Origin of the sequence: Candidatus Trichorickettsia mobilis (assembly GCF_034366785.1) — a bacterium.
Lineage (GTDB): Bacteria > Pseudomonadota > Alphaproteobacteria > Rickettsiales > Rickettsiaceae > Trichorickettsia > Trichorickettsia mobilis_A.
Genome location: NZ_CP112936.1, coordinates 14,403 through 34,037, shown reverse-complemented (window position 1 = coordinate 34,037; position 19,635 = coordinate 14,403). Strand labels below are relative to the sequence as shown.

Genomic DNA, 19,635 nt, shown 5'->3' with positions numbered 1-19,635 from the left:
ACCACTATTCTTCAAGCTCCTGTTATACACACCTCGATTTGTAACTTTATACTTACCATAGCGTAGCTTATTCATAAGCCTAAATTCTAATATTCCGGTAACCCTCCAAAATATAATCTATTCTCCAAAAAACTTACACCTTAATTATTTGTGTTACAAATTACCATTCATTGGAGTAATCCTGGATATTTACAATCTGTTGCGGTATGATGACGTGCTTACTATTCAATAATGCCAATCCGTCCTCGAGTTCCAATTTACTAATAAATTCAAACCGGCCTAAAGCAGTATTTATTATAGTTTTATTGATTAAGTCGTTATTGATAATTCCACTGAGATCATTATAATCAAATTGAAGAAATCTATACCAGGCCCATAATCCTTCATATGTTAAGCCAGTTCTCTTTTTATCCTCACTTAAAAATTCAATTTTGATATACTCGCCGTCTTGCACTGCCGGTGGCCAAACAAAAGAATAAGTATTAAATTCTTTAGTAGAAAAATTTACTTCTTTTCCCGCTATTAACAGGGTTATTTTCTGTAAGTTACTATCCATTCGTAAAGGAGTTATACTAAATTTTATCTGTAGTTTTCCTTCTTTACTAAACCACTTATTTTTAATATCTGCTGCATAATTTAAAAAAGCGATAACTTCCTTATTAAGGTTTATCCCTTGTAAATTCAAATGTTCAGCGGTAAAACTATCTATAACTCCGTTCGGCTTAAATAATTTTATAAAATCTTGTAAAACTACCGGGTCTTCATATTTTTCTACTGCAAACGGGTATTTCGTTTTAATATTACTTATATAAAATTCATATATATTACTTTCCCAAGTTTGGTTAACATAAGAATAAGCATGTTTATATAACAAAAATTTTATGTTATAAATTAGCTCACTGTAAATTCTTTCAATTAAACCACTGGGTAACGAAGCAATAAAAGCTTCTGCTTTATTTAAAGGTGTATCTTTTAGATTTTCATACTTTTTAATTATATGAAAGGCAGCTTCATCTATATCTGTAGCAAATAAAGTAGATTGAACCAGGCCAGTTAACTCTTTTATATTTTCTGTAAGTTCTGCTTCTATTTTAGGAACCGACTCCTGCTTTAACGGATGAAAGATAACAAAATTTTCAATAGCTTCTGCCACTATGTTGTTACCTTTGGTTTTTTCTAGGTTAATTGGTAAAACTTCTTTTATTTCGTCTAATAAATTATCAGCTGGCTTAATAAAGATGGTGTTAGGTAGTTGCTCAAGGAAATTAAATATTAAAGAATAATTTGTAGAAATAGCTTGCAGTAAGTTAAGTGCATCTTCTAGAGTATCAACTCGCTTAATCGATATTAAATTAAAGAATTCATTCCATTTAGTAGAATAATTATTTACATAGTTGGAATTAATTTCTTGAATAGATTGTTCGGTAACCGATACATTAATCTGCTGTCTGAAAAAGCCAACTTTTAAAAATTTTTTAAAAACTTCAGTTTGATAATTAAGATACTCCTTATATCCGTTAGCGGTATAAAAATAAGGTATGCTTATATTAAATATCTCTGCTGTGAATATTTTTGTTAACTCAGGAGATAGTAAATCTTTAAGGTTAATTTGAGGCTTATGCTCTAAAAGGTTTTTCATTCTTGAGAAAATTATTGAAATAAGCTCATTATTAAATACTGATAATAATTTTTTGCTTAAATTCTTGGATTGTAAGTTTACAAATATTTTAGGGGTGATTATATCGATAATCCGTTGCAGTTCTGAACTGTTTATTTCCGTATTTATATACTCTAGATATCTCGTATACCATTCCTGGACATGTTTTTGCTTAAATGGCTCAAGCTCAGTAATCATTAAATACACTTTCACTGCCTCCAGTACCTCATTTTGATCAAAATTATGCAAATTATTTTGAATAAAATCTTCCAGATAAAAAAATAAAATAGGAGCAACAGTATCTTGGATATACTTATCTGCTCGGATATCAATCAGCTTGATTACCTCTTGATTATGCTCGGCAGCACCATAGAAGTAATTGAACCAGCTGTGATCATGCGCAAAGATCTCCTTAACTTTTTCTACCCTAGTTAGTGCCCCACTAGTATCTATATTAAACGATGGTGTAAAAAGCATCGCTCCTGCTTTTATACGTTTGATATTTTCTTCATAGGCTAAATAGCATAGTAATATTGCGGCCATGGTGAGCCCTATAGCCAGCATAACTTTATTTTTTATTTTGCTATTTTTGTTCTTTTGATATTCATCAACACGCTTACTAACATTTGGAAGATAATCTTTAAAAAGATTGTCAGTAAAATATTGTGGTTTATTCTCTTTAGCCATTTTTTATTTTCAACTCCTCAATGTGAGGTTGTAGCCATGGAGATATTAAAGGTATAATGTTATTATTTCTATTCTGACTATTTATAAAACTTATAGTAATTAATGGTTCATGTTTTTTACTTAGCAAAATATTGTTTTTAGAAGTTTTAATACATTGCAATAATTTATTTATCGGAACTTCAAGGTTGGCTAGTTGCTGAATAAACATATAAGCAAGTTGATACTCCGTAACTGATAAATAAGTACTATGGATAAGTATAGTTTCTAAGCGCTGTAATAGATCTTTAAACTTTTCAGCAAACTTTTTTATCGTAGCTTCAGTATTATCTAAATCAGCAAAAAAACATATTCCTAAGATTTCATCTTGTAGGGCTTGGTGATTGGCAAATAAGGCAGCAAAGCCTTCTATTTGAGCTATATTATCAATAATTAAATTGATGTTAAATCTGCTGCTACCTAAGTGGTTATTTATCGATTGTATCCCAAGATACCAAGCTCTATATAACTCTTCCTGATCATCGGTATTTTTGATTAGATCATCAATGCTGACCAATAAATTAATGTTGCTACATTTATTTTTTCCTAGACGCTGAAGTAATTTAATTATTAAACCTGAGGATTCAGGATTGGTACTCAGCTGTCGAAATTTTTCTAAATTAAAACTAATGACTAATTTATATAAATCATCAAATATCTGGATGCCATTTTCTTTTCCATTGATTAAATCCCATGCGCAATAATTAAATTTAGGTAAAATATAGGCTAATGAAGAAGTTGAGGTAGCTAAAAAGAAAATACAATTTCTTCCTATTAGTTTCTGGCTAATCGAAGTTAGGAGATTATTTTTTGCTAGAGTGGACAGTGATGATTCAGCCTCCTTAACCACTGCAGGAATTAATAAATTTGGGTTAGTAGTTTTTATTCTAGAAATTAAGATTTCTACCAATATCATAATTAGTATACAAATTTCAATTCTAATATGCCAAAGCTGTAATCTACCGCTAAATTTTGGTATGATGATGCAGATAATAAAAAAAGCTACAATACTTCTAATAAATATACTTAGCAGATAGGGGCTAAAAATTAGAAATGAAAATCTTTTAAACATTATCAGACTGCTCAATTAATTTATAAAACCTATCGAACTTTTCTTTTAATTCTTGATTAAATAACCAATAACTTAAACCTACCACTATCACTAATGATAAAAAAACAGCTATTAGTTTAGTCCTTGATTCTGTTTTTTCAGGACATGAAATATCATTAATAAACAATGGTAATGTCTTGATAATGGGTTTAGGAAACAACGAGTAAATTTTAATTTTAATTGCATTTAACTCTTCTTTACCGTTTTCTTTTATTGCATACATTCCTAAAAAACCTAAATTTATAATATGATACCCCAGCTCTAGAATCTGCATATTCTCGATAGCGTCTTTAGATAATTGCTCTAAGATTTGAAAGAAATTTTCTCCACTAAGCTCTTCATGATAATAATAACTAATCAGGCTTTGTGAGTGATCATTATTTAAGTTAGTTGAGTGGTGAATTCCGTAAGCTTCATCAAAAGCAGCGCAGATAAGATATTTAAGCTGATCAATTTTTATCATCGGCAGAGTTTGAGCAAGAAGCTCGGTAAATTGATCAATTCTTTTAGCAAATACTGACGGCAATGCAATAAACTTAATATCGTATTTTTCTTGCCTGAGTAAGGTAATTATATACAATAATTCTCTGATTGGCTCTATTGTGATAATGGATTTATCCATAGGGTGATCTTCTTTACTTCGTTAACTTTTTGTCCTAAATAAACCGCAAAGTTTCTATGGATAGTAACCTGTTCCCAAAGTTTACCGGTTTTTTCGATTTTCAGGTATACGGTATCTTTTTGATTTAATATATAAGATGGTGGAATAGCAAGAACATCAAAATTAATTCCCGAAACTTTTAAACGAATAATATCATCTATATCATTGATTGCAGCAACTTTAATAGGGCTAGTAATTTTAGCTATTTCTTCTAGGTTATTCTTTAATTCCAGTCCTAATATTAGTTCAACATTTTGCCACGAACCGGTATCCTGCGACATTATTCCGGTATATATTCCATCTCCACGGTTATTTAATTCATATTTAAAAGAAGAGCTGTGATCTAGAGCATGAAAAATAGCTGTAATTTTCTTTAATAGCGATGCAAATGACTGACTAATAGCCAAGTGATCATAATTCAAGCTTAGATTTTCTGCTGACGATTCTTTAGTAAAAATATTAAGCGATGCTATCAGGCATAAGGCATGCTCAAAGACGTGATAAGGGGTAAGAAATGTACTGTGTGACAGTAAGTCGAATAAAGCTTTATATTTACTTACCGTTTGTAATATCAGCAGATTTTCTACTTTATATATTCGGTTAGCGTCGGTTTCTGCTATTCCTACTATTGAAGAATGAGTATGTAAATAATTTGTTAATAAGCCGGCTATATTATTTATATGCCCGAGTATTACTCTTGAAGAATGTAATCTTAAACAAGGCGGAATATAATTTGATTCCTGCTTTATACCTTCATCAGAACTTATAATTTTAATTAGCGGCAATTTTATTATTTGCTCACTATCTTCTTCTTCTAAAAAGAAATTTAGATTCAATTTACTAAGAGCAATATTCTGTTTTTCTTCATTGTCAGAATTATTATCCGGTAACCCTTCTTCCTCACCATAGTAACGAAAACCCGTTTTATCTACGTGTATAGGATTAAGCCGGTGGTTATTATTAATTGGAATTCCTAAATATACCAATTTATTATTGTAGCCTTTTGGAATTTCTATAGGTTGAGGTAAATTATCTCTGTTTGGAATATCAAAAAACATACCGTTAGGTAATATACCGCTGCATTTTCTGAGTAGAACTTTATTTAAGCTCAAATAGGATTCGTCTATTTCTAGCTTAAGTATACCCCAATTAGGATAAGGCTGTAACGATTGGTAATTATTTATCAAGTTTTCGTAATAAAAATCTTGTTGTTGAAAATGCTGGGGATACATAAACATCCCATCTTTCCAAAACACTTTATTTGCTTTAATCATAAAATCCCTGTATATACAAAAGTTCCTAAGGCTTGATGCTGATACTGTCTCTATCAACTTCTATATTTAGAATTTTTAATTTTTTAATATCAAAATTTGTGATTTTCTTAGCAATTATTTTGTTCTGTATTTTAAGAATCACCAGAATTACTCGCATATCTTTTTCTACGGCAATTTGATCTCTTATCACGGTGTTTGGAATAACCCAATAACTATAGTAAGATACTAGATCTTTATTTTTTATTTCTTCTACCTCAGTTGAAATTAGAGTACTTTCAATTTTATCCGTACTTTTAGCACCAAAAAGATAGCGCTTATTGAAAAACAATATCTCCAATTGTAAATTATCGGATTTTAATGCTTTATTACTCTTTATTAAATTGGTAGAGTCAATAGTCACTAAAATGCTTGGAGTTTCTTTTTTTTCTGCAAATAAACTACATCCGGAGATACTTAAAATTAGCCAAATTAAAACAAATAGTGTTTTCATGCTTGTGTTACATAATTATAAAATAAATTCTTTAAGTAGAAGCATTTATTCAGGTGCATTGGATACATAATTTTTGAGTTAAGATATTTTTTTAAGCCATATATTTTTTCCCAGTAGTTTTACCTTATTCGAACTTAATTGAGTAGGCTTGTCCTTGTCTAGCAATAGAAAGAAAAGTTGGTATTTAATTTCAGCACCTAAATAAAAATCTAAAATCTGATTTAAGGTATTTCTAACTTCTGACTCAATTACCAATTGAGAATATATAGATAAATTCATCGGACCGATAATAATTTTTATTCTATTTTGATAAAAATATGCTTTTTGTCCTAGATATAAGGTTACTCCTAGTTGATTATTTATCTTGGCAAGTTTTGAGCACTCCCTTTTATCAAGTGTTATGGATTCTGAGATAAATTGTTGTATCTCCACTGGAAGCGCAAGATAATTAGATAATATTATTTTTAAATTATAGCCGGATCTTGAGCTATTAAGTAGTAACCCTAGATAATTTAATAAAAAGCCGGGAATAGCTTTGTCTGCTATTTTTTTACTCACTCCTATTAAATTAGTTAATGGCAGCCAGCTATGTATTGAATTGCTTTTACCACCTAAAACGTAACTTTCATATCCTAAATGTATATCATATTTTTTGATAATATTTAAAAATAGCTTAATTATTTTATCATAAAAGATATCTATAAAATCTAATAATTCTCTATCTTTTACTTTACCGCCTTCTATTATCATTTCTGTATAATGTGCTGGTAGTATACCGGTTGGACCAATAATACCTAAAAAATTAGCAATAGCTTTAACTTCAATATTGTTATTATGAGTTAGTTTTATTGTACGAATTTCTGCTGCCGGGAAACTAAAATCTATAGCTGAGACAAAATTAAATTTTACCGGAGATTGCGTTTTATATTCTAAATAATTTATTAGTTTAATAAATTGTGGAGCATTAAAATTTACAAACTTTTTTTTTGATAATTGGTGGTTAATTATATCACGCATTTCAAGCCATTCATTAGATCACCGTGATAAATTATTTGGTTTTTATTATTTTGTGCTACTAATTGAGTAAAGGAATTAATAGAGCAATAAGCAGCTAGGAGATATTCTAGTACACTTAAAAATAATAAAACTACTCCTTCTGGTAGTGGTAACTCATTAAAATATAACTCAATTACCTTACCTTTACAAAATTGATAACTTTTATCTATTTTAATTTTCTTAACTACTTCTCTAATTTTAACATTAATTATATTTTCGATTATTAGCTTATTAATATTATTAATATTAAAGTCATACATTGAAAGCAATTGTTTTAATAATGACTTACCGTAAGTATCATTCATTATATTCAGGTAATGCGGTGACATATGGGCAATCATATCCCATTTCTGAGCTTCATCTTTTAACGGATTATTAGCCCGATTAGGTTTGATCAGGCAGTCAATGTTGTTGATCGGTAAAGTATGATCGGCAAATGTAAATTTTGTAATACCGTTAGAATAAATAGTATAAGGTAAATTATTATTGAAGCATTTAACTTCCAGATAGCAATATTGCTTAGATTCTTCTATAAAAGACAAATCTTTATCTATAATAGAAATATACAATTCAGTTTTTTTGCCTACATTTTCATTAATTAATTTTTTCCTGCTTGTACTATACCAAAATAAATTAGAATTTTCATAGTTTCTGCGATAATCCGTATTCCATAGAGCAAAACCTTGTTTTTCTACTTCTTTACTTACTAAAGTAGCTTTTTCGATAGAATAAATCTCATAACTCTCAGGTGCTTTATGATCAATAATTATCGGATATTCTATATTATTACCACTTAATGAGATCGGATCACTTTCGACAGTGGATAGATTAATTATTGGGACTGTATTTAATACAAAATTATTAGCAGAGACTAAATTTTGTAACTTTGTGCTTCCTAGATAAAAGTGTAATTCTATGTTGTTGGTAAAATTTATTAAATTATTACTGTTAGTTAAATTAACATCAAAAAACAGGAACTTGTCGGGAAAAGCAGAAAATTCGGTAATTAACCGATATCCGATAAAAGAATTTGGATTAGCCGGAAAGATATTCTCCTCCTCGGCAAAACCCACTTTTTTAATGCAATCCTTATCTAGAATGATATAGTTATCATTGTTATCGGGGTCGGCAATGGTAATAGTTAATACCTGCGTTACTATAACCTGGTATATTGCATACTTTAATTCTTGTGACCCTTGAATAAAAAACCTTAATTTATTTAAGTTGAGTTTATTAAATTCAGTTTTATTTAAGGCGGCTAAATGTATGCTAAGTAAATTTTTAGCATTTAGGTTACCGATATTATTATGAGTAGTACTATCATGACAATAAGCTTTGGTAACCTGGACTGGTAATATTGTAGCCTCATAACAGGTTTGGAAATTACAGCTTTCTTTGCTATTACGTCCTAGTTCCAGGATTTTACCCTTAGGTAAATAGAACGGAGCTTTGGCTTTATCGCTTGGCTTTATCTCAATGATAGCCATCGACGGTATTGGAGAATTATAGTGAGGATATAAAATATTAAATAAGTTACTGATAAATTCAATAAAACTTTCTTCTAATTTTAGATTGAGGTTAGCATGCAGCAGGCTAAATGTCTCAATTAATAAAGCTACATGTGGATTATCTAGAATATTATGAGCCGCACCCGCTCCGAGTGTAGGATGGCTATCGGTAAAGCCTTTAATTTCTCTATGCAGTGATTCCAGTTCGTTTTTATAATAAGAAAGAATATTGCTCATTTAAAACTACTCAATGTTATTTATAGTTAAAAAAACTTTATAAGGGTTAGTAGTAAACCTTGATTCCAATACTATCGGTATTAAATACCGGGGTAACGACAATTTAGCTGAAATTCTGAAGCTTAACACCGCCTCCGTAAGCAACTCGGGTATTATAGGACTCACCTTTATATCGTGTAGCCTAGGTTCAAAGCGCTCTATAGTTAATTTGATAAGATCACTTACTTTTATCTGATCTGCGCTAGAATATGCACTGTAAATATGAAGCCCTGGTAACCCATAATGGACAATATTCATATCCAATTTTTCTTCCGGCGGCTCCGAATATAATGGGTGAGCATTAAGTAAATTACTAAGATCAGCGACTACAGAATTTATAAAGTTTTCTTGATCGGTTTTCTTAATTCCAAAAAATCTTTCTAAAGAGCTTAGGCAAGATGCTGATTGTTCAAAGCCTTTTTTATACATCACCAAAAATCTATATACTTGTTCATAACTAATGTATAAACATCTAGCTAGAATATTCAATTATTAAATGCGATTACAATTTGACAAAAAAATTTTATCATTTTAATATACGATTGGTTTTAGGTACTTTTGATATATTGCTATGCAATCAACGCAACATATCAAAAGTAAACCATAATTGTAATTTTTACAGAAACAGAGAAATTTATGAGTGATACGGTTACTGCTTCCGAGGAGTATTTTTTAATAAAAATAGACGGTAAAGATTCGACAGGTGCACCACGCGGACAAAAAGGCGCATATCCTATAAGATATATAGAATTCCCCGATGTTGGAACTAGAGTAAATTTATCGGATGATTCTACTTTTTCTAATCCGCGTTATCCTTTGTTTGCAACACTTACGGCAGAAGGGGGCGGGGCGGGTATAGCTTCAGCTACCTTAATAGAAGAATTAGATAAAATACTCGAAGGCTTAAGGCTTAAACAGGAGCCGCTAAAAGTTACTTTAATGAGAGTAGTAAATCAAACGAAAGACGGTAACCTTGATGTTAAGCAATATGAATTAGATAGAACCGTAGAGCTAGATAAAGCAACTATACATTTAGCAATGGGTGCAAGCGATACTTATCAAGTGCAAGCTGTGAAAGCAATTTTAGGAACCGGTGATAAGGCAACTAATAAAATTGAGATTGATTATTTAAATAAGACTTAATTTTTCATATACTATAGGCTTGGCTTGCTTAGAAAAACTATCAGAAATTTGATTGCAGCTATTGACCTTATGATTAAGGCTCAAGTAACAGTTATTCTTGAAAATACTAGCTTTAAAGATTTAAGTGCTACTTGGGCAGGGCTTTATTACTTAGTAAAAGTTGGCTATCACAATTCTATTGAAATAAAGCTCCTCAATATAAAATGGGAAGAAATACCTTATCATATCAATAGTACTAATACTTTAGATAGCCCTCTTGCTCATAAGCTGTTAGATGAACTGGAGCTACCTGGGAATAATCCGTTATCACTTATAATTGGAAATTACGATTTAAACGTCTCGTGTCCCTTTACTATAGGTGTATTAGAATCTTTAGCTAAAATTTGTGCCACTGTCTTTTGTCCTTTTATCAGTACTATTACCCCCGATATATTTGATATTGATAATTTTGCTCAGCTAGCTAAAGTGAATATTGATTTACATCATCATAAAAAATTTAAATATCTGCTCCAGTTTGCTCATGATAAAAATTCTAGTTTTATTGGGCTAATTATTCCCAGAGTATTGTATCCTTCTTTGGTTAATTATAAGAAAAAAAGTTATTGTCCTATATTAGGCGTAGATATAGCGCACTATAATAATATATTAGGTAATGCTGCTTATGCTTATGCTGCAGTAGTGATTACTTCTTTTATTCAAACTGGGTGGTTTCTGGATACTACTGGCTTACCTGAAAACGATAACGAAGAGCTCGGCTTAGTTCCTAGATTAAGAGCAGAAACTTTCTTTGAAAATAAATGTAATATCCCTTTTGGCTTTTTTAAGTATATCACGGAATTTTATATCTCCGATCAAAAAGAAAAAGCCTTGGCAAGACTAGGTTTTATTCCATTATGCCAAGTAAAGAATCGAGATATTGCGGTGTTTTACAGCAATAATTCCATCCGAAGCCTGGAAATAGAAAGTAATAATTATTTAAAATATGAAACCACAAATTATTTGTATACTTTACAATATATGCTATGCGTATGTAGAGTGGCTCACTATATTAAAATAATTGGTAGGCAAAAGCTCGGGCTTTATAGCAATATTGGTGAGTTTCAAAATTATCTCAATAATTGGTTGTTGCAATATATCTCGTCCAATATTGAAACTCCTTTATCTTTAAAGCATAAATATCCACTATTAGCAGCTAAAGTAGAAATTTCACAAGGAAAATCCTTAAAAGATAGCTTTAACTGTATGATTTATTTACAACCGCATCTGATTTCTATGCAGGCAGCCGCAGAAATTGTACTCAACACTAAAATAGATCCGCTATAGCTGAATGTAATATATCATATTACCTTTTACAGAAGAGGTAGAGCCTCTTCTTGAGATAATATTTTATATCTCCCAGTTTCTAAAATCAAAGTATAAATAGAATCTTCAATAGCTTCTTTGATAGTATCCAACGGGGATTGGTTATTATCAAGATAATGAACAAAGGGGTTAAGAGATATGCTACCACATTTCAGTTTTGAAAAGCTCATTCTAATTTTCTTTTCTACCTCTATCTCATAATAAGAGCTCGTTATTTCTATTACTTTACATTCATGTCTTAAACCATTTAGCTTTACTTTTCTATATACTTCAAATATTAAACACTCATGATTTACTTCTTTTAATTTCTCATCTAAAGTTTGTATAAGCATATCCCAAAAATATTCTTGTTCTAATACTTTAAGGTGATTTTGAGGTAAGAAGCGTAGCATTTCGTTAGTAAATTCTAAGAAGACACTGCATTTATTCTCTTTAAGATTCCTTATCTTTAAATCTAATTTTGTTATGAAGTCTTCAAAAATACGGTTTCTATCCTTTAATTTATTGGGGATAAATTCTAGTCTTGGGATAATACCTTTACTTTCTAACCAAAATATATCCCATAAATCACGATATTGAATTCTATTTCTAAATGCCAAGGCAATTAGCTTATCCACATATATTTCTTCTAAACTTTCTCCTTGTATAATTAAACCAGATACCCCCATTTCCACTTCGTAATGATTTAAAAGAAAACACGCCTTCTTCTCATATGATGCTAAAGCGCAAATATCAATATTAATGCGTTGACTTTTCTCACTTTTACTTCCAGGTCGGGTTTCTATTTTTATTTTCCAGCTATTAGTATTTCCAGTTTCTTTAATAGGCTCAGAAACTTGAACTTCAAGGCCGTATTTTCGCTCCAAACTATCCTTTAGAGCTTCACTCATATTTGACAGATCTGATTTTGAAAAATCCTGACCTCCTGTAAAATCTAAATCCTCGCTTAATCTTACTCCACCATAGCAGATTCTTAAGCAGGTACCGCCGATGAATGTAAGCTTTTTAAGGAAGTTATTATCCCTCATGATTCTAAGGATATCTAAATGCAATAATTCCTTTTCTACGGTAATCCTTAAGTTATTAAGATCGCTTCTGCTCTCAAGAACAGTTGATACTAACTTATCGAACAAATTCACTTGCTAACTCCCAATTTATCAAGCTAGTGTTTCTATGAGCTTTTTTTATGTCTCTTAAAGCTTGAGCAATGCTTGCTTTCCAAAGCCTGCAATCCACGTCATAGTATAGATGATCCATGATTTCTTTAGGCTTTTGAACTGTATGTATAAATTCAATAGTCCCAAATGTACCGCAACTTATTTTATTACTTCGCCCTGACGTCATAATAGTAATATATTGCATAGGTATTTGAGAAATTATACCAGTATCGCTTAAGATTGTTTCAAGGCTAATATAGTTAAACTCCTTACTACGGAGATAACTAGCCGCATGAAACAATAATAGCCCATTAGAATATTTACTAGCTTTATATCCATATAAATTACGGCATATCCTATCTATGTGGCAACTGGCTGCTGCTCTAGAGAGTAGAGTCATGAATGCTGCATCTGAAATTCTTGGTAAAACTTGCCTTAAGTCTTTGTCAGAAAATAAGTAATGTTCTTTATTACAAGTTTTCTCAAGTAGATTAGTTAAAACTCTTAAAGGCTGCATATAATCACTACACATTAAATTACACTTATCGTAATTTAATGTAAAGTATAATAAAATTGAATTATATGCAATAAAATTTAAGAACAACTTCAAGGATAATGGAATACATGGAATTACTAACACCACTCTATAACATGTATATCTAAAGTGTACTCCAAATACTCATACTCTCTTCACCCTATTTTACGTGCATCTAGAGTTTGTTTAAATCTTTATATACAGCTCTGTACACCTGTCTTAGATTCTAGATATCCATATTGAGTGTTTTTGCTCCTAAAAGTAACCGGTATCGATTATATCTTACCTTAATAATAATGCTTTACCTTTTATTGTAATTTTATATAATAGCAATATGATGTAAGCGCTTGAAATTAGACATGTTTTATTATAATATCTTTATTATAAATATAATATGTTCTATCTATATGTATGTAAGCACAGTAACAATATCCTCTAAAGGACAAATAGTTCTACCTAAAAAGGTTCGTAACGCTCTTAATACTAATATTATATCTTTAATTATTAATGATCAGAATCAAGTTTTGATTACTCCAATACATGAGTTAGGTGCTAGCCTTGCTTCTTATTCCAAAGATACAGATCTATCTTTTGAGGAAATAAGAGAACAGGGTTGGAAAAATACTATTTTAGCTAAGACTAATGATTTTGCGAGTGAAGAATGAAATATTATTGTGATACTAATTTTGTTATTCGTTACCTATTAGGCGATAACAAAGAAATGTTAGCAAAAACTAAAGAGATTTTTACACAAGTACAAACCGGTAAAATATTTTTAATTCTTGAGCAAACAGTTTTTACCGAAATAGTTTTTGTCCTGTCATCATTTTATAAAGTTCCTAAAAATAAAATATCAGAAATACTATCTGAACTTTTGGCTTACAAGGGAGTTGCTTGTGAAGATAAAGAATCATTATTACTAGCTCTTGATCTTTATCATAAACAGAATCTGCATATAGTAGATTGTTTGCTTATTGCGAAAGCAGAACGGGCTGGTCTAGATATTTTTTCTTTTGACCAAAAATTGATAAACGTTAGTAACAAAAAGGAGAGGCTTAAACTATGACCGGAAAAACAGTAGGTTATATTAGGGTAAGTCACTTTGACCAAAATCCAGAGAGGCAGTTAGAAGGTATTAAGTTAGACAAAAAGTTTATAGATAAAGCTTCTGGTAAGGATATCAACCGCCCTGCTCTAGAAGAACTAATCGGCTATGTACGGGAAGATGATATAATTATCATTCATTCTATGGATAGATTAGCACGTAACCTTGATGACCTTAGAAAAATTGTAAAAACACTCACCTTACAAAAGGTACAGATTAAGTTCCTAAAAGAAAATCTAATCTTCGCCGGTGATGACTCTCCAATGGCTAATCTATTACTATCAGTAATGGGAGCATTCGCAGAATTTGAAAGATCTTTGATTAAAGAAAGACAGATGGAAGGCATTAGCTTAGCAAAAAAGAAAGGGCTTTACAAAGGAAGAACCGCAGTCCTTAATCAAGAGCAGCTCACTCTATTACAGTCGAAAATCAGTCTCGGTATTCCAAAAGCTAAAATTGCTCGTGAGCTTAATATTTCCAGGCGTACCTTGTATAATTATATTCTTGTTGAGCCGAGTAAAAGTGCAGATCACGTGTAAATATCATTTTAACTAATGCCTATAATTACCGATAAAAATGAAAAATCAGAAAAACTCAATTCCATCTCCTGTGACATTAGATACATCTAAATCTACAATTAATGTTCCAAACAACCGATGTTCGTGGGTACCTTTAGATAAGCCTGATTATATAGATTACCACGACCTAGAGTGGGGAGTGCCGGTATATGATGACAATAAACATTTTGAGATGCTAATTCTTGAAGGAGCACAAGCAGGTTTGAGTTGGTACACTATACTCAAACGCCGTGAGCATTATCGCGAGTTATTTAAACAATTTGATCCTAACAAAGTAGCTCTCATGAATGATGAAGAGCTGGAATCTATACTTATAAATACTGGAATTATTAGAAACAGGCTTAAGGTATTTGCTACCAGGAAAAATGCCCAGGTATTTCTTACAATACAAAAAGAATTTGGCTCCTTTAGTAATTATATATGGCAATTTGTTGACGGTAAACCTAAGTGTAATTTTCCCAAAACAATACAAGATCTACCTGCTCGTACCTCGGAATCAGATCTATTATCCAAAGACCTAAAAAAACGTGGCATGAGTTTTGTCGGCTCAACAATTATTTATGCGCATATGCAAGCTACTGGCTTGGTAAATGATCATACGGAAGATTGTTTTGTTCATGAGCAGATATCTGATAACCTATCTAATTCTGATGAATTGTTAAGTAATTAACTAGGAAATTAGATTTTCTAACATATTTAAGTAGCGTACTTTAGAATATTTATAAAAATATGTTCCATAAAACATACATGCTGTGGTTTTTTCTGCAAGATCTATTGGCACTAGTTTTAAAACAGATTTTCTTAGTTATTTAGGTAAAAATAGAGTTTTGTTTTGAGACACCAAAATCCTGTGTTTGCGGGACACGCATATAAAATAGCATAACAATTTAATTGCTTTCTAAATATAGTGTATGTTAAAATTAATCAATTATTGTTAAACTATTGATTCATAAGGGTAATATATGAAAGCTAAATTGTTTCTAAAAAGAGAAGGGGAAGATATAGAAGAGGATATCTCAAATGATAAAAATGAACTAGTTGAAAGTATATACAAAGAAATAGCTAATTATTCACTTACCCCTCGAAATACAATTAATAGAACACTACAATTCAATACACAAAAAGATATTGTAGATGAAGGAGAGCTTGTTTTTTCAAATACAATTCCTAAAAAGTCTAAAACAAAGCTGTTTGCCTTATCCAAGATAAAAGGACAAACAAAAGATTTAGTAATTGAAACTGCTAAAGCAGAGCTTGAAAACGAGTTTTTTAATCAAGTAAAAGAACAAAGTTACATAGAGAATTATAATCAAATACTTGAAATTTATAATACGCAAGAAAAAGTACCTTGTACTTTTATTGATAAGTGTTTAGGTGTAATACGTCATGGTATTAATATTCATGTGAGTACTAATATTGCTAATTCATATAACCATATACTAAATAAAATAATAGAATCACAAGATCAGACTTTAAATAATCTAGAAGGACAATCAAAAAAAGGAAGCGACAAAGGAAGTAAAAAAAGTGGTACCCAACAAGTCTCTGATTCTATAAATTTTAAAATATTACATCCGCTTGAAGTTTCATTATTAGCAGACGCTATAACTAATGCTCTACAAAATCAGCATAAAGCTATACTAATTGATATATTTGAAAGAAGTAAAGATGGTCTAATTTCAATAGATGAAGAAACGAATAAACCCAAAACTCATACTATTGTATTGTGTAGAAAAAATTCTATAGTCAATAAGGAAGATTTCACCTTTTTAATTATAGATCCAAGTAACTCAGAGTTTAGTCAACATCTAAATATGCTTGGAGTTAATAAAATAATTAGCTCATCACTAAAACAAAATATTCAAATAGAAACAAGTGCTAAACTTTATAAAATTTATGAACAAAATAGCCAAATTATACATAACGTGAAGTTAAGTGAGTTGAAAAAATGTGTTAACGAATCTTTATTACAACACACAAAAAATACAGAAAAATTCCAACAAGGAATAGAATTAGTTTTAAATTTGTGTAAGGAACATTTTAACCTTGGTATTTGTTCTAGTTTCAAGGAAGTACAAGCACTTATTAATGAATCTTTTAAACCAGCAAAAGTGAAAAACATTAAAAATGAAAAAGAATGGAACGATTGCGTAGAGCAAGTTTTACAATTATGTCAAAAATATTATAGTGTTGGCACTGGTCTTGCCTTTAACAAGTTTAGAGATTGTATTGATATAGCTTTTAAATTTACTTTGGCCATCAAAGATATGAAAGAAATAGAGTTAAGCTTCTCTTCTTTGGACAACATTATATTTGATCAAGTACCTATAAATAAGATTATCGCAGCTATAACAAATAATAAAAATTATGATAGTACAATAGATCCCAAAATGTGTACTACTAATTTTCTAGATTACCCATTCAGAGGAAAACAACTAACTGCTATTGAGAAAAGAGAAGAATTTTATGAAAAACAAATAGAATTATATAAGTCACTGCTTTCTTCAACAGATCATCTCGATAATCAACAAGTGTTAGAAAAAGTAGATAGCCTTTTAAAGGCTTTGCTTAATAATTCACAAATTGATACAATCGAGTTATCGAAGTTTATTAAAACATTTAACCACACAATATTACAGCAAAATGAAATACAAAAAATGTGGCTAGAAACAGTTTCTACCTACAATGGTATACAGCAAGAAGAAGTGGAATTGCTTGCTAATAATTTGAACGAAAATTTTACTAGTTATTATAATGAAATTTGAGGTATTATATGAAAGAACAAAGTTACTCTGGGTTTAAACTTGCATGCCAACGTAATAATGTTGTTATGATAACAAAGTTTCTAAAAAGTAGTACGAAAGAAGTCGGCGTGATTGATGTATTACATGAAAATGGTTTGTTTTTTAATATTGCAATTTCTCATAACAATACACCCCTGCTAAAGATATTACTTGATTACATGTATAATACAGAGCAAGTAGAACTCGATCCTAAAAACAATAACACAGAGCAGTCAATAAGGTATCATCAATTACAACAAATATTTAAATCAGCAAAAAAAGAGTATGTTGTTTCTGAAGAAGTTGATTCTCTTATAAGTAGTTTTTGTAAAGAAAGTAATTTTGACAGTAACGATAGTTATATAGATTATGGTAATTTATCTACCCATGATCAAGAATACCCTGAGCTAGATTTAGCAGGTAATTCAAAATTATTAGAAGATAATGAATTTTAAAAATTTTACTTATATTCTATAATTTCGATTATGACAATCACTCGTCTGATTTATTAGGTCAAGATTACCACTATGCTATATAAAATTATGCTGCACGAAAAATACCTGAAGTTTTTTTCCGTGCAACGTGCAGCAAAGCGGCATGTTTGACGTATAAACTTTAGATCTCTTTTAAGCCATTTTTTCTAATCCACCCTCCCCTATTGAAAATCACTTGTTTTCTGGACTAGTTAGTTATTATATCAAACAAAAAAATGTTTCAATTAAAAGTTAAATATTTACTATATATTTACTTTTAAGTTGTATAAACAATAAGTGTACTAAGCTTCGGGTACTTAAAATCTTGTCGGAGAAAATATAAAAAATATTTTCTAGATTCACTTTTACAAAGCTACTAATTTCTAGAATAGTAGCTTTGACTAATTCTATTAAATTCTTTAATCACTAATCTAACATTCTTCTTATAACTCTTAATATCTTACAAGCATCCCACCTTAATCTTTTAACTATATTAATTGTTAGTATAGTTATTACTATACTAATTATATTGCATATTTTTATTAAATTATTATAATTAATATAATATATATTATATAAACTGTTTATATTGTTTTTTATGAATTTATTAAATACTAAGATTATTACAATAGCTAATCAAAAAGGTGGGTGTGGCAAAACTACCATCACCATGCAATTAGCTGGCGCACTCGGCAAAGATGCTTTTAAAGTACTTATAGTCGATGCTGATCCCCAAGGAACTGCTACACGGTGGGCAGCAAATGCTGAGGATTCATCTCCTTTTCCGTCACATTTAGCTGGTTTAAGTGCCGCAGGAGCTAAAGTTCATAGAGAAATCAAAAAATATATAGGACTGTACGACTATATATTAATAGATTGCCCTCCAGCAGTAGATAGTGCAACACCTCAGTCATCATTAATGATATCAGACTTAGTTTTAATCCCTATAATACCAAGTCCGGCTGATCTATGGGCGGCCGTAGGTATTCAGGAATTAATCGAAAGGATTCAGCAGATTAATGAAGGATTAAAATCACGTATAATTCCAAATATGTGTCAAACTAACGTGAATTTGACACAAGAAGTACTAGAGGTTTTAAACGGTTTTGGGATTGAGGTTTCTAAAACACATTTATATTTAAGAACCGCTTATAGACAATCAGCAGTTTTAGGCAAAACAGTGTATGACATAAAAGGAGCAGATAAAGCTATTCAAGAAATAACGGCTTTAAAAAATGAAATAATTGAAATATTAACTATATAAATAGTATAAATAATATTAATTATACAAATAGTTTGTACATATGAAAAAAGATATGCTTAATTCTCTTAAACATAGCCTAGAGCAAGAACGTAAAGCCTCAAAAAACAAAACAGAAAAATCTATTGAAGATCGATTTTTAGCAGCAGATAACTTGTTTAATGATTCCTCTGAATTTCAAAAATCTACTGCATTAGAAACAAAAATTAATGTTATTAGAGACACCTTTACTTTGCCAGAAAGCGATTACAATTTAATAAATGTTTGTAAAACTAAATTATTAGAAAATAAAATTAGTGCTACTAAATCAGAAATAATAAGAGCTGGGCTTATTCTCCTAAACAAATTAACTGATGAGGAATTAGTAAGCTCTTATAAATTAGTAAATAAAATCAAGATCGGTAGGCCTAAGAATATTTAACTATTATTACTATACAAACAGTTAATACTATATTAATTGTAATCAATCATCTTCCTTATTA

The 19,635-nt window shown here is 30.3% G+C and carries 20 protein-coding genes; 10 read left to right on the top strand and 10 right to left on the bottom strand.

The window, feature by feature from the left end:
- Positions 1–160: 160 nt before the first annotated feature.
- From Trichorick_RS07775 to tssE, 8 genes are all read right to left on the bottom strand, one after another.
- On the bottom strand, positions 161–2,344 hold the full coding sequence (locus tag Trichorick_RS07775) for an ImcF-related family protein (RefSeq protein ID WP_323739103.1): 2,184 nt from the start codon (positions 2,342–2,344) through the stop codon (positions 161–163).
- Positions 2,337–3,452, bottom strand: coding sequence for a type VI secretion protein IcmF/TssM N-terminal domain-containing protein (locus tag Trichorick_RS07770; RefSeq protein ID WP_323739102.1), 1,116 nt, complete (start codon positions 3,450–3,452; stop codon positions 2,337–2,339). The genes Trichorick_RS07775 and Trichorick_RS07770 overlap by 8 nt, the downstream gene beginning before the upstream one ends.
- Positions 3,445–4,113 carry a type IVB secretion system protein IcmH/DotU gene (icmH, locus tag Trichorick_RS07765; protein ID WP_323739101.1) on the bottom strand — a complete coding sequence of 223 codons (669 nt, stop codon included), beginning with the start codon at positions 4,111–4,113 and terminating at the stop codon, positions 3,445–3,447. The genes Trichorick_RS07770 and icmH overlap by 8 nt, the downstream gene beginning before the upstream one ends.
- Positions 4,089–5,426 (bottom strand): type VI secretion system baseplate subunit TssK, encoded by a 1,338-nt coding sequence (gene tssK / locus Trichorick_RS07760; protein ID WP_323739100.1) that lies wholly within the window; start codon positions 5,424–5,426, stop codon positions 4,089–4,091. Before tssK ends, icmH begins: the two co-directional genes overlap by 25 nt.
- A gap of 25 nt (positions 5,427–5,451) precedes the next feature.
- Complete coding sequence (locus tag Trichorick_RS07755; protein ID WP_323739099.1) at positions 5,452–5,916, bottom strand: hypothetical protein; 465 nt, start codon at positions 5,914–5,916, stop codon at positions 5,452–5,454.
- Positions 5,917–5,994: 78 nt separating this feature from the next.
- Positions 5,995–6,933, bottom strand: coding sequence for a type VI secretion system baseplate subunit TssG (gene tssG / locus Trichorick_RS07750; protein ID WP_323739098.1), 939 nt, complete (start codon positions 6,931–6,933; stop codon positions 5,995–5,997).
- Positions 6,921–8,717 (bottom strand): type VI secretion system baseplate subunit TssF, encoded by a 1,797-nt coding sequence (gene tssF / locus Trichorick_RS07745; protein WP_323739097.1) that lies wholly within the window; start codon positions 8,715–8,717, stop codon positions 6,921–6,923. Before tssF ends, tssG begins: the two co-directional genes overlap by 13 nt.
- A gap of 6 nt (positions 8,718–8,723) precedes the next feature.
- Positions 8,724–9,185, bottom strand: a complete 462-nt coding sequence (tssE, locus tag Trichorick_RS07740) for a type VI secretion system baseplate subunit TssE (RefSeq protein ID WP_323739128.1) — start codon at positions 9,183–9,185, stop codon at positions 8,724–8,726.
- 207 nt (positions 9,186–9,392) lie between these two features.
- On the opposite strand from tssE, the gene Trichorick_RS07735 reads away from it, so the two are divergent.
- Positions 9,393–9,899, top strand: a complete 507-nt coding sequence (locus Trichorick_RS07735) for a hypothetical protein (protein ID WP_323739096.1) — start codon at positions 9,393–9,395, stop codon at positions 9,897–9,899.
- A gap of 24 nt (positions 9,900–9,923) precedes the next feature.
- Positions 9,924–11,222, top strand: coding sequence for a type VI secretion system contractile sheath domain-containing protein (locus Trichorick_RS07730; RefSeq protein WP_323739095.1), 1,299 nt, complete (start codon positions 9,924–9,926; stop codon positions 11,220–11,222).
- Between the two features lie 26 nt (positions 11,223–11,248).
- On the opposite strand, the gene Trichorick_RS07725 is transcribed toward Trichorick_RS07730, so the two are convergent.
- Together Trichorick_RS07725 and abiEi are read right to left on the bottom strand one after the other, a co-directional pair.
- A complete protein-coding gene (locus Trichorick_RS07725; RefSeq protein ID WP_323739094.1) occupies positions 11,249–12,400 on the bottom strand; it encodes a nucleotidyl transferase AbiEii/AbiGii toxin family protein in 1,152 nt (383 codons plus the stop codon).
- Positions 12,384–12,935 carry a type IV toxin-antitoxin system AbiEi family antitoxin gene (gene abiEi / locus Trichorick_RS07720; RefSeq protein ID WP_323739093.1) on the bottom strand — a complete coding sequence of 184 codons (552 nt, stop codon included), beginning with the start codon at positions 12,933–12,935 and terminating at the stop codon, positions 12,384–12,386. Before abiEi ends, Trichorick_RS07725 begins: the two co-directional genes overlap by 17 nt.
- Positions 12,936–13,360: 425 nt before the next feature.
- Here abiEi and Trichorick_RS07715 point away from each other — a divergent pair, with 425 nt between their 5' ends.
- The 8 genes from Trichorick_RS07715 (at position 13,361) to Trichorick_RS07680 (ending at position 19,574) form a co-directional block, all read left to right on the top strand.
- Positions 13,361–13,618: an AbrB/MazE/SpoVT family DNA-binding domain-containing protein gene (locus tag Trichorick_RS07715; RefSeq protein WP_323739092.1), complete on the top strand. Its 258-nt coding sequence runs from the start codon at positions 13,361–13,363 to the stop codon at positions 13,616–13,618.
- The gene (locus tag Trichorick_RS07710) at positions 13,615–14,019 is read left to right on the top strand and encodes a PIN domain-containing protein (RefSeq protein ID WP_323739091.1); all 405 of its coding nucleotides are present in this window, start codon (positions 13,615–13,617) and stop codon (positions 14,017–14,019) included. The genes Trichorick_RS07715 and Trichorick_RS07710 overlap by 4 nt, the downstream gene beginning before the upstream one ends.
- Positions 14,016–14,597 (top strand): recombinase family protein, encoded by a 582-nt coding sequence (locus Trichorick_RS07705; RefSeq protein WP_323739090.1) that lies wholly within the window; start codon positions 14,016–14,018, stop codon positions 14,595–14,597. The genes Trichorick_RS07710 and Trichorick_RS07705 overlap by 4 nt, the downstream gene beginning before the upstream one ends.
- 37 nt (positions 14,598–14,634) lie before the next feature.
- A complete protein-coding gene (locus Trichorick_RS07700; protein WP_323739089.1) occupies positions 14,635–15,306 on the top strand; it encodes a DNA-3-methyladenine glycosylase I in 672 nt (223 codons plus the stop codon).
- Positions 15,307–15,598: 292 nt separating this feature from the next.
- Complete coding sequence (locus tag Trichorick_RS07695) at positions 15,599–17,401, top strand: hypothetical protein (protein WP_323739088.1); 1,803 nt, start codon at positions 15,599–15,601, stop codon at positions 17,399–17,401.
- Positions 17,402–17,409: 8 nt separating this feature from the next.
- On the top strand, positions 17,410–17,874 hold the full coding sequence (locus Trichorick_RS07690; protein ID WP_323739087.1) for a hypothetical protein: 465 nt from the start codon (positions 17,410–17,412) through the stop codon (positions 17,872–17,874).
- 616 nt (positions 17,875–18,490) lie between these two features.
- A complete protein-coding gene (gene parA, locus Trichorick_RS07685) occupies positions 18,491–19,156 on the top strand; it encodes a ParA family partition ATPase (protein ID WP_323739086.1) in 666 nt (221 codons plus the stop codon).
- A 40-nt stretch (positions 19,157–19,196) separates the two neighbouring features.
- Positions 19,197–19,574 (top strand): hypothetical protein, encoded by a 378-nt coding sequence (locus tag Trichorick_RS07680; RefSeq protein ID WP_323739085.1) that lies wholly within the window; start codon positions 19,197–19,199, stop codon positions 19,572–19,574.
- Positions 19,575–19,635 lie beyond the last annotated feature (61 nt).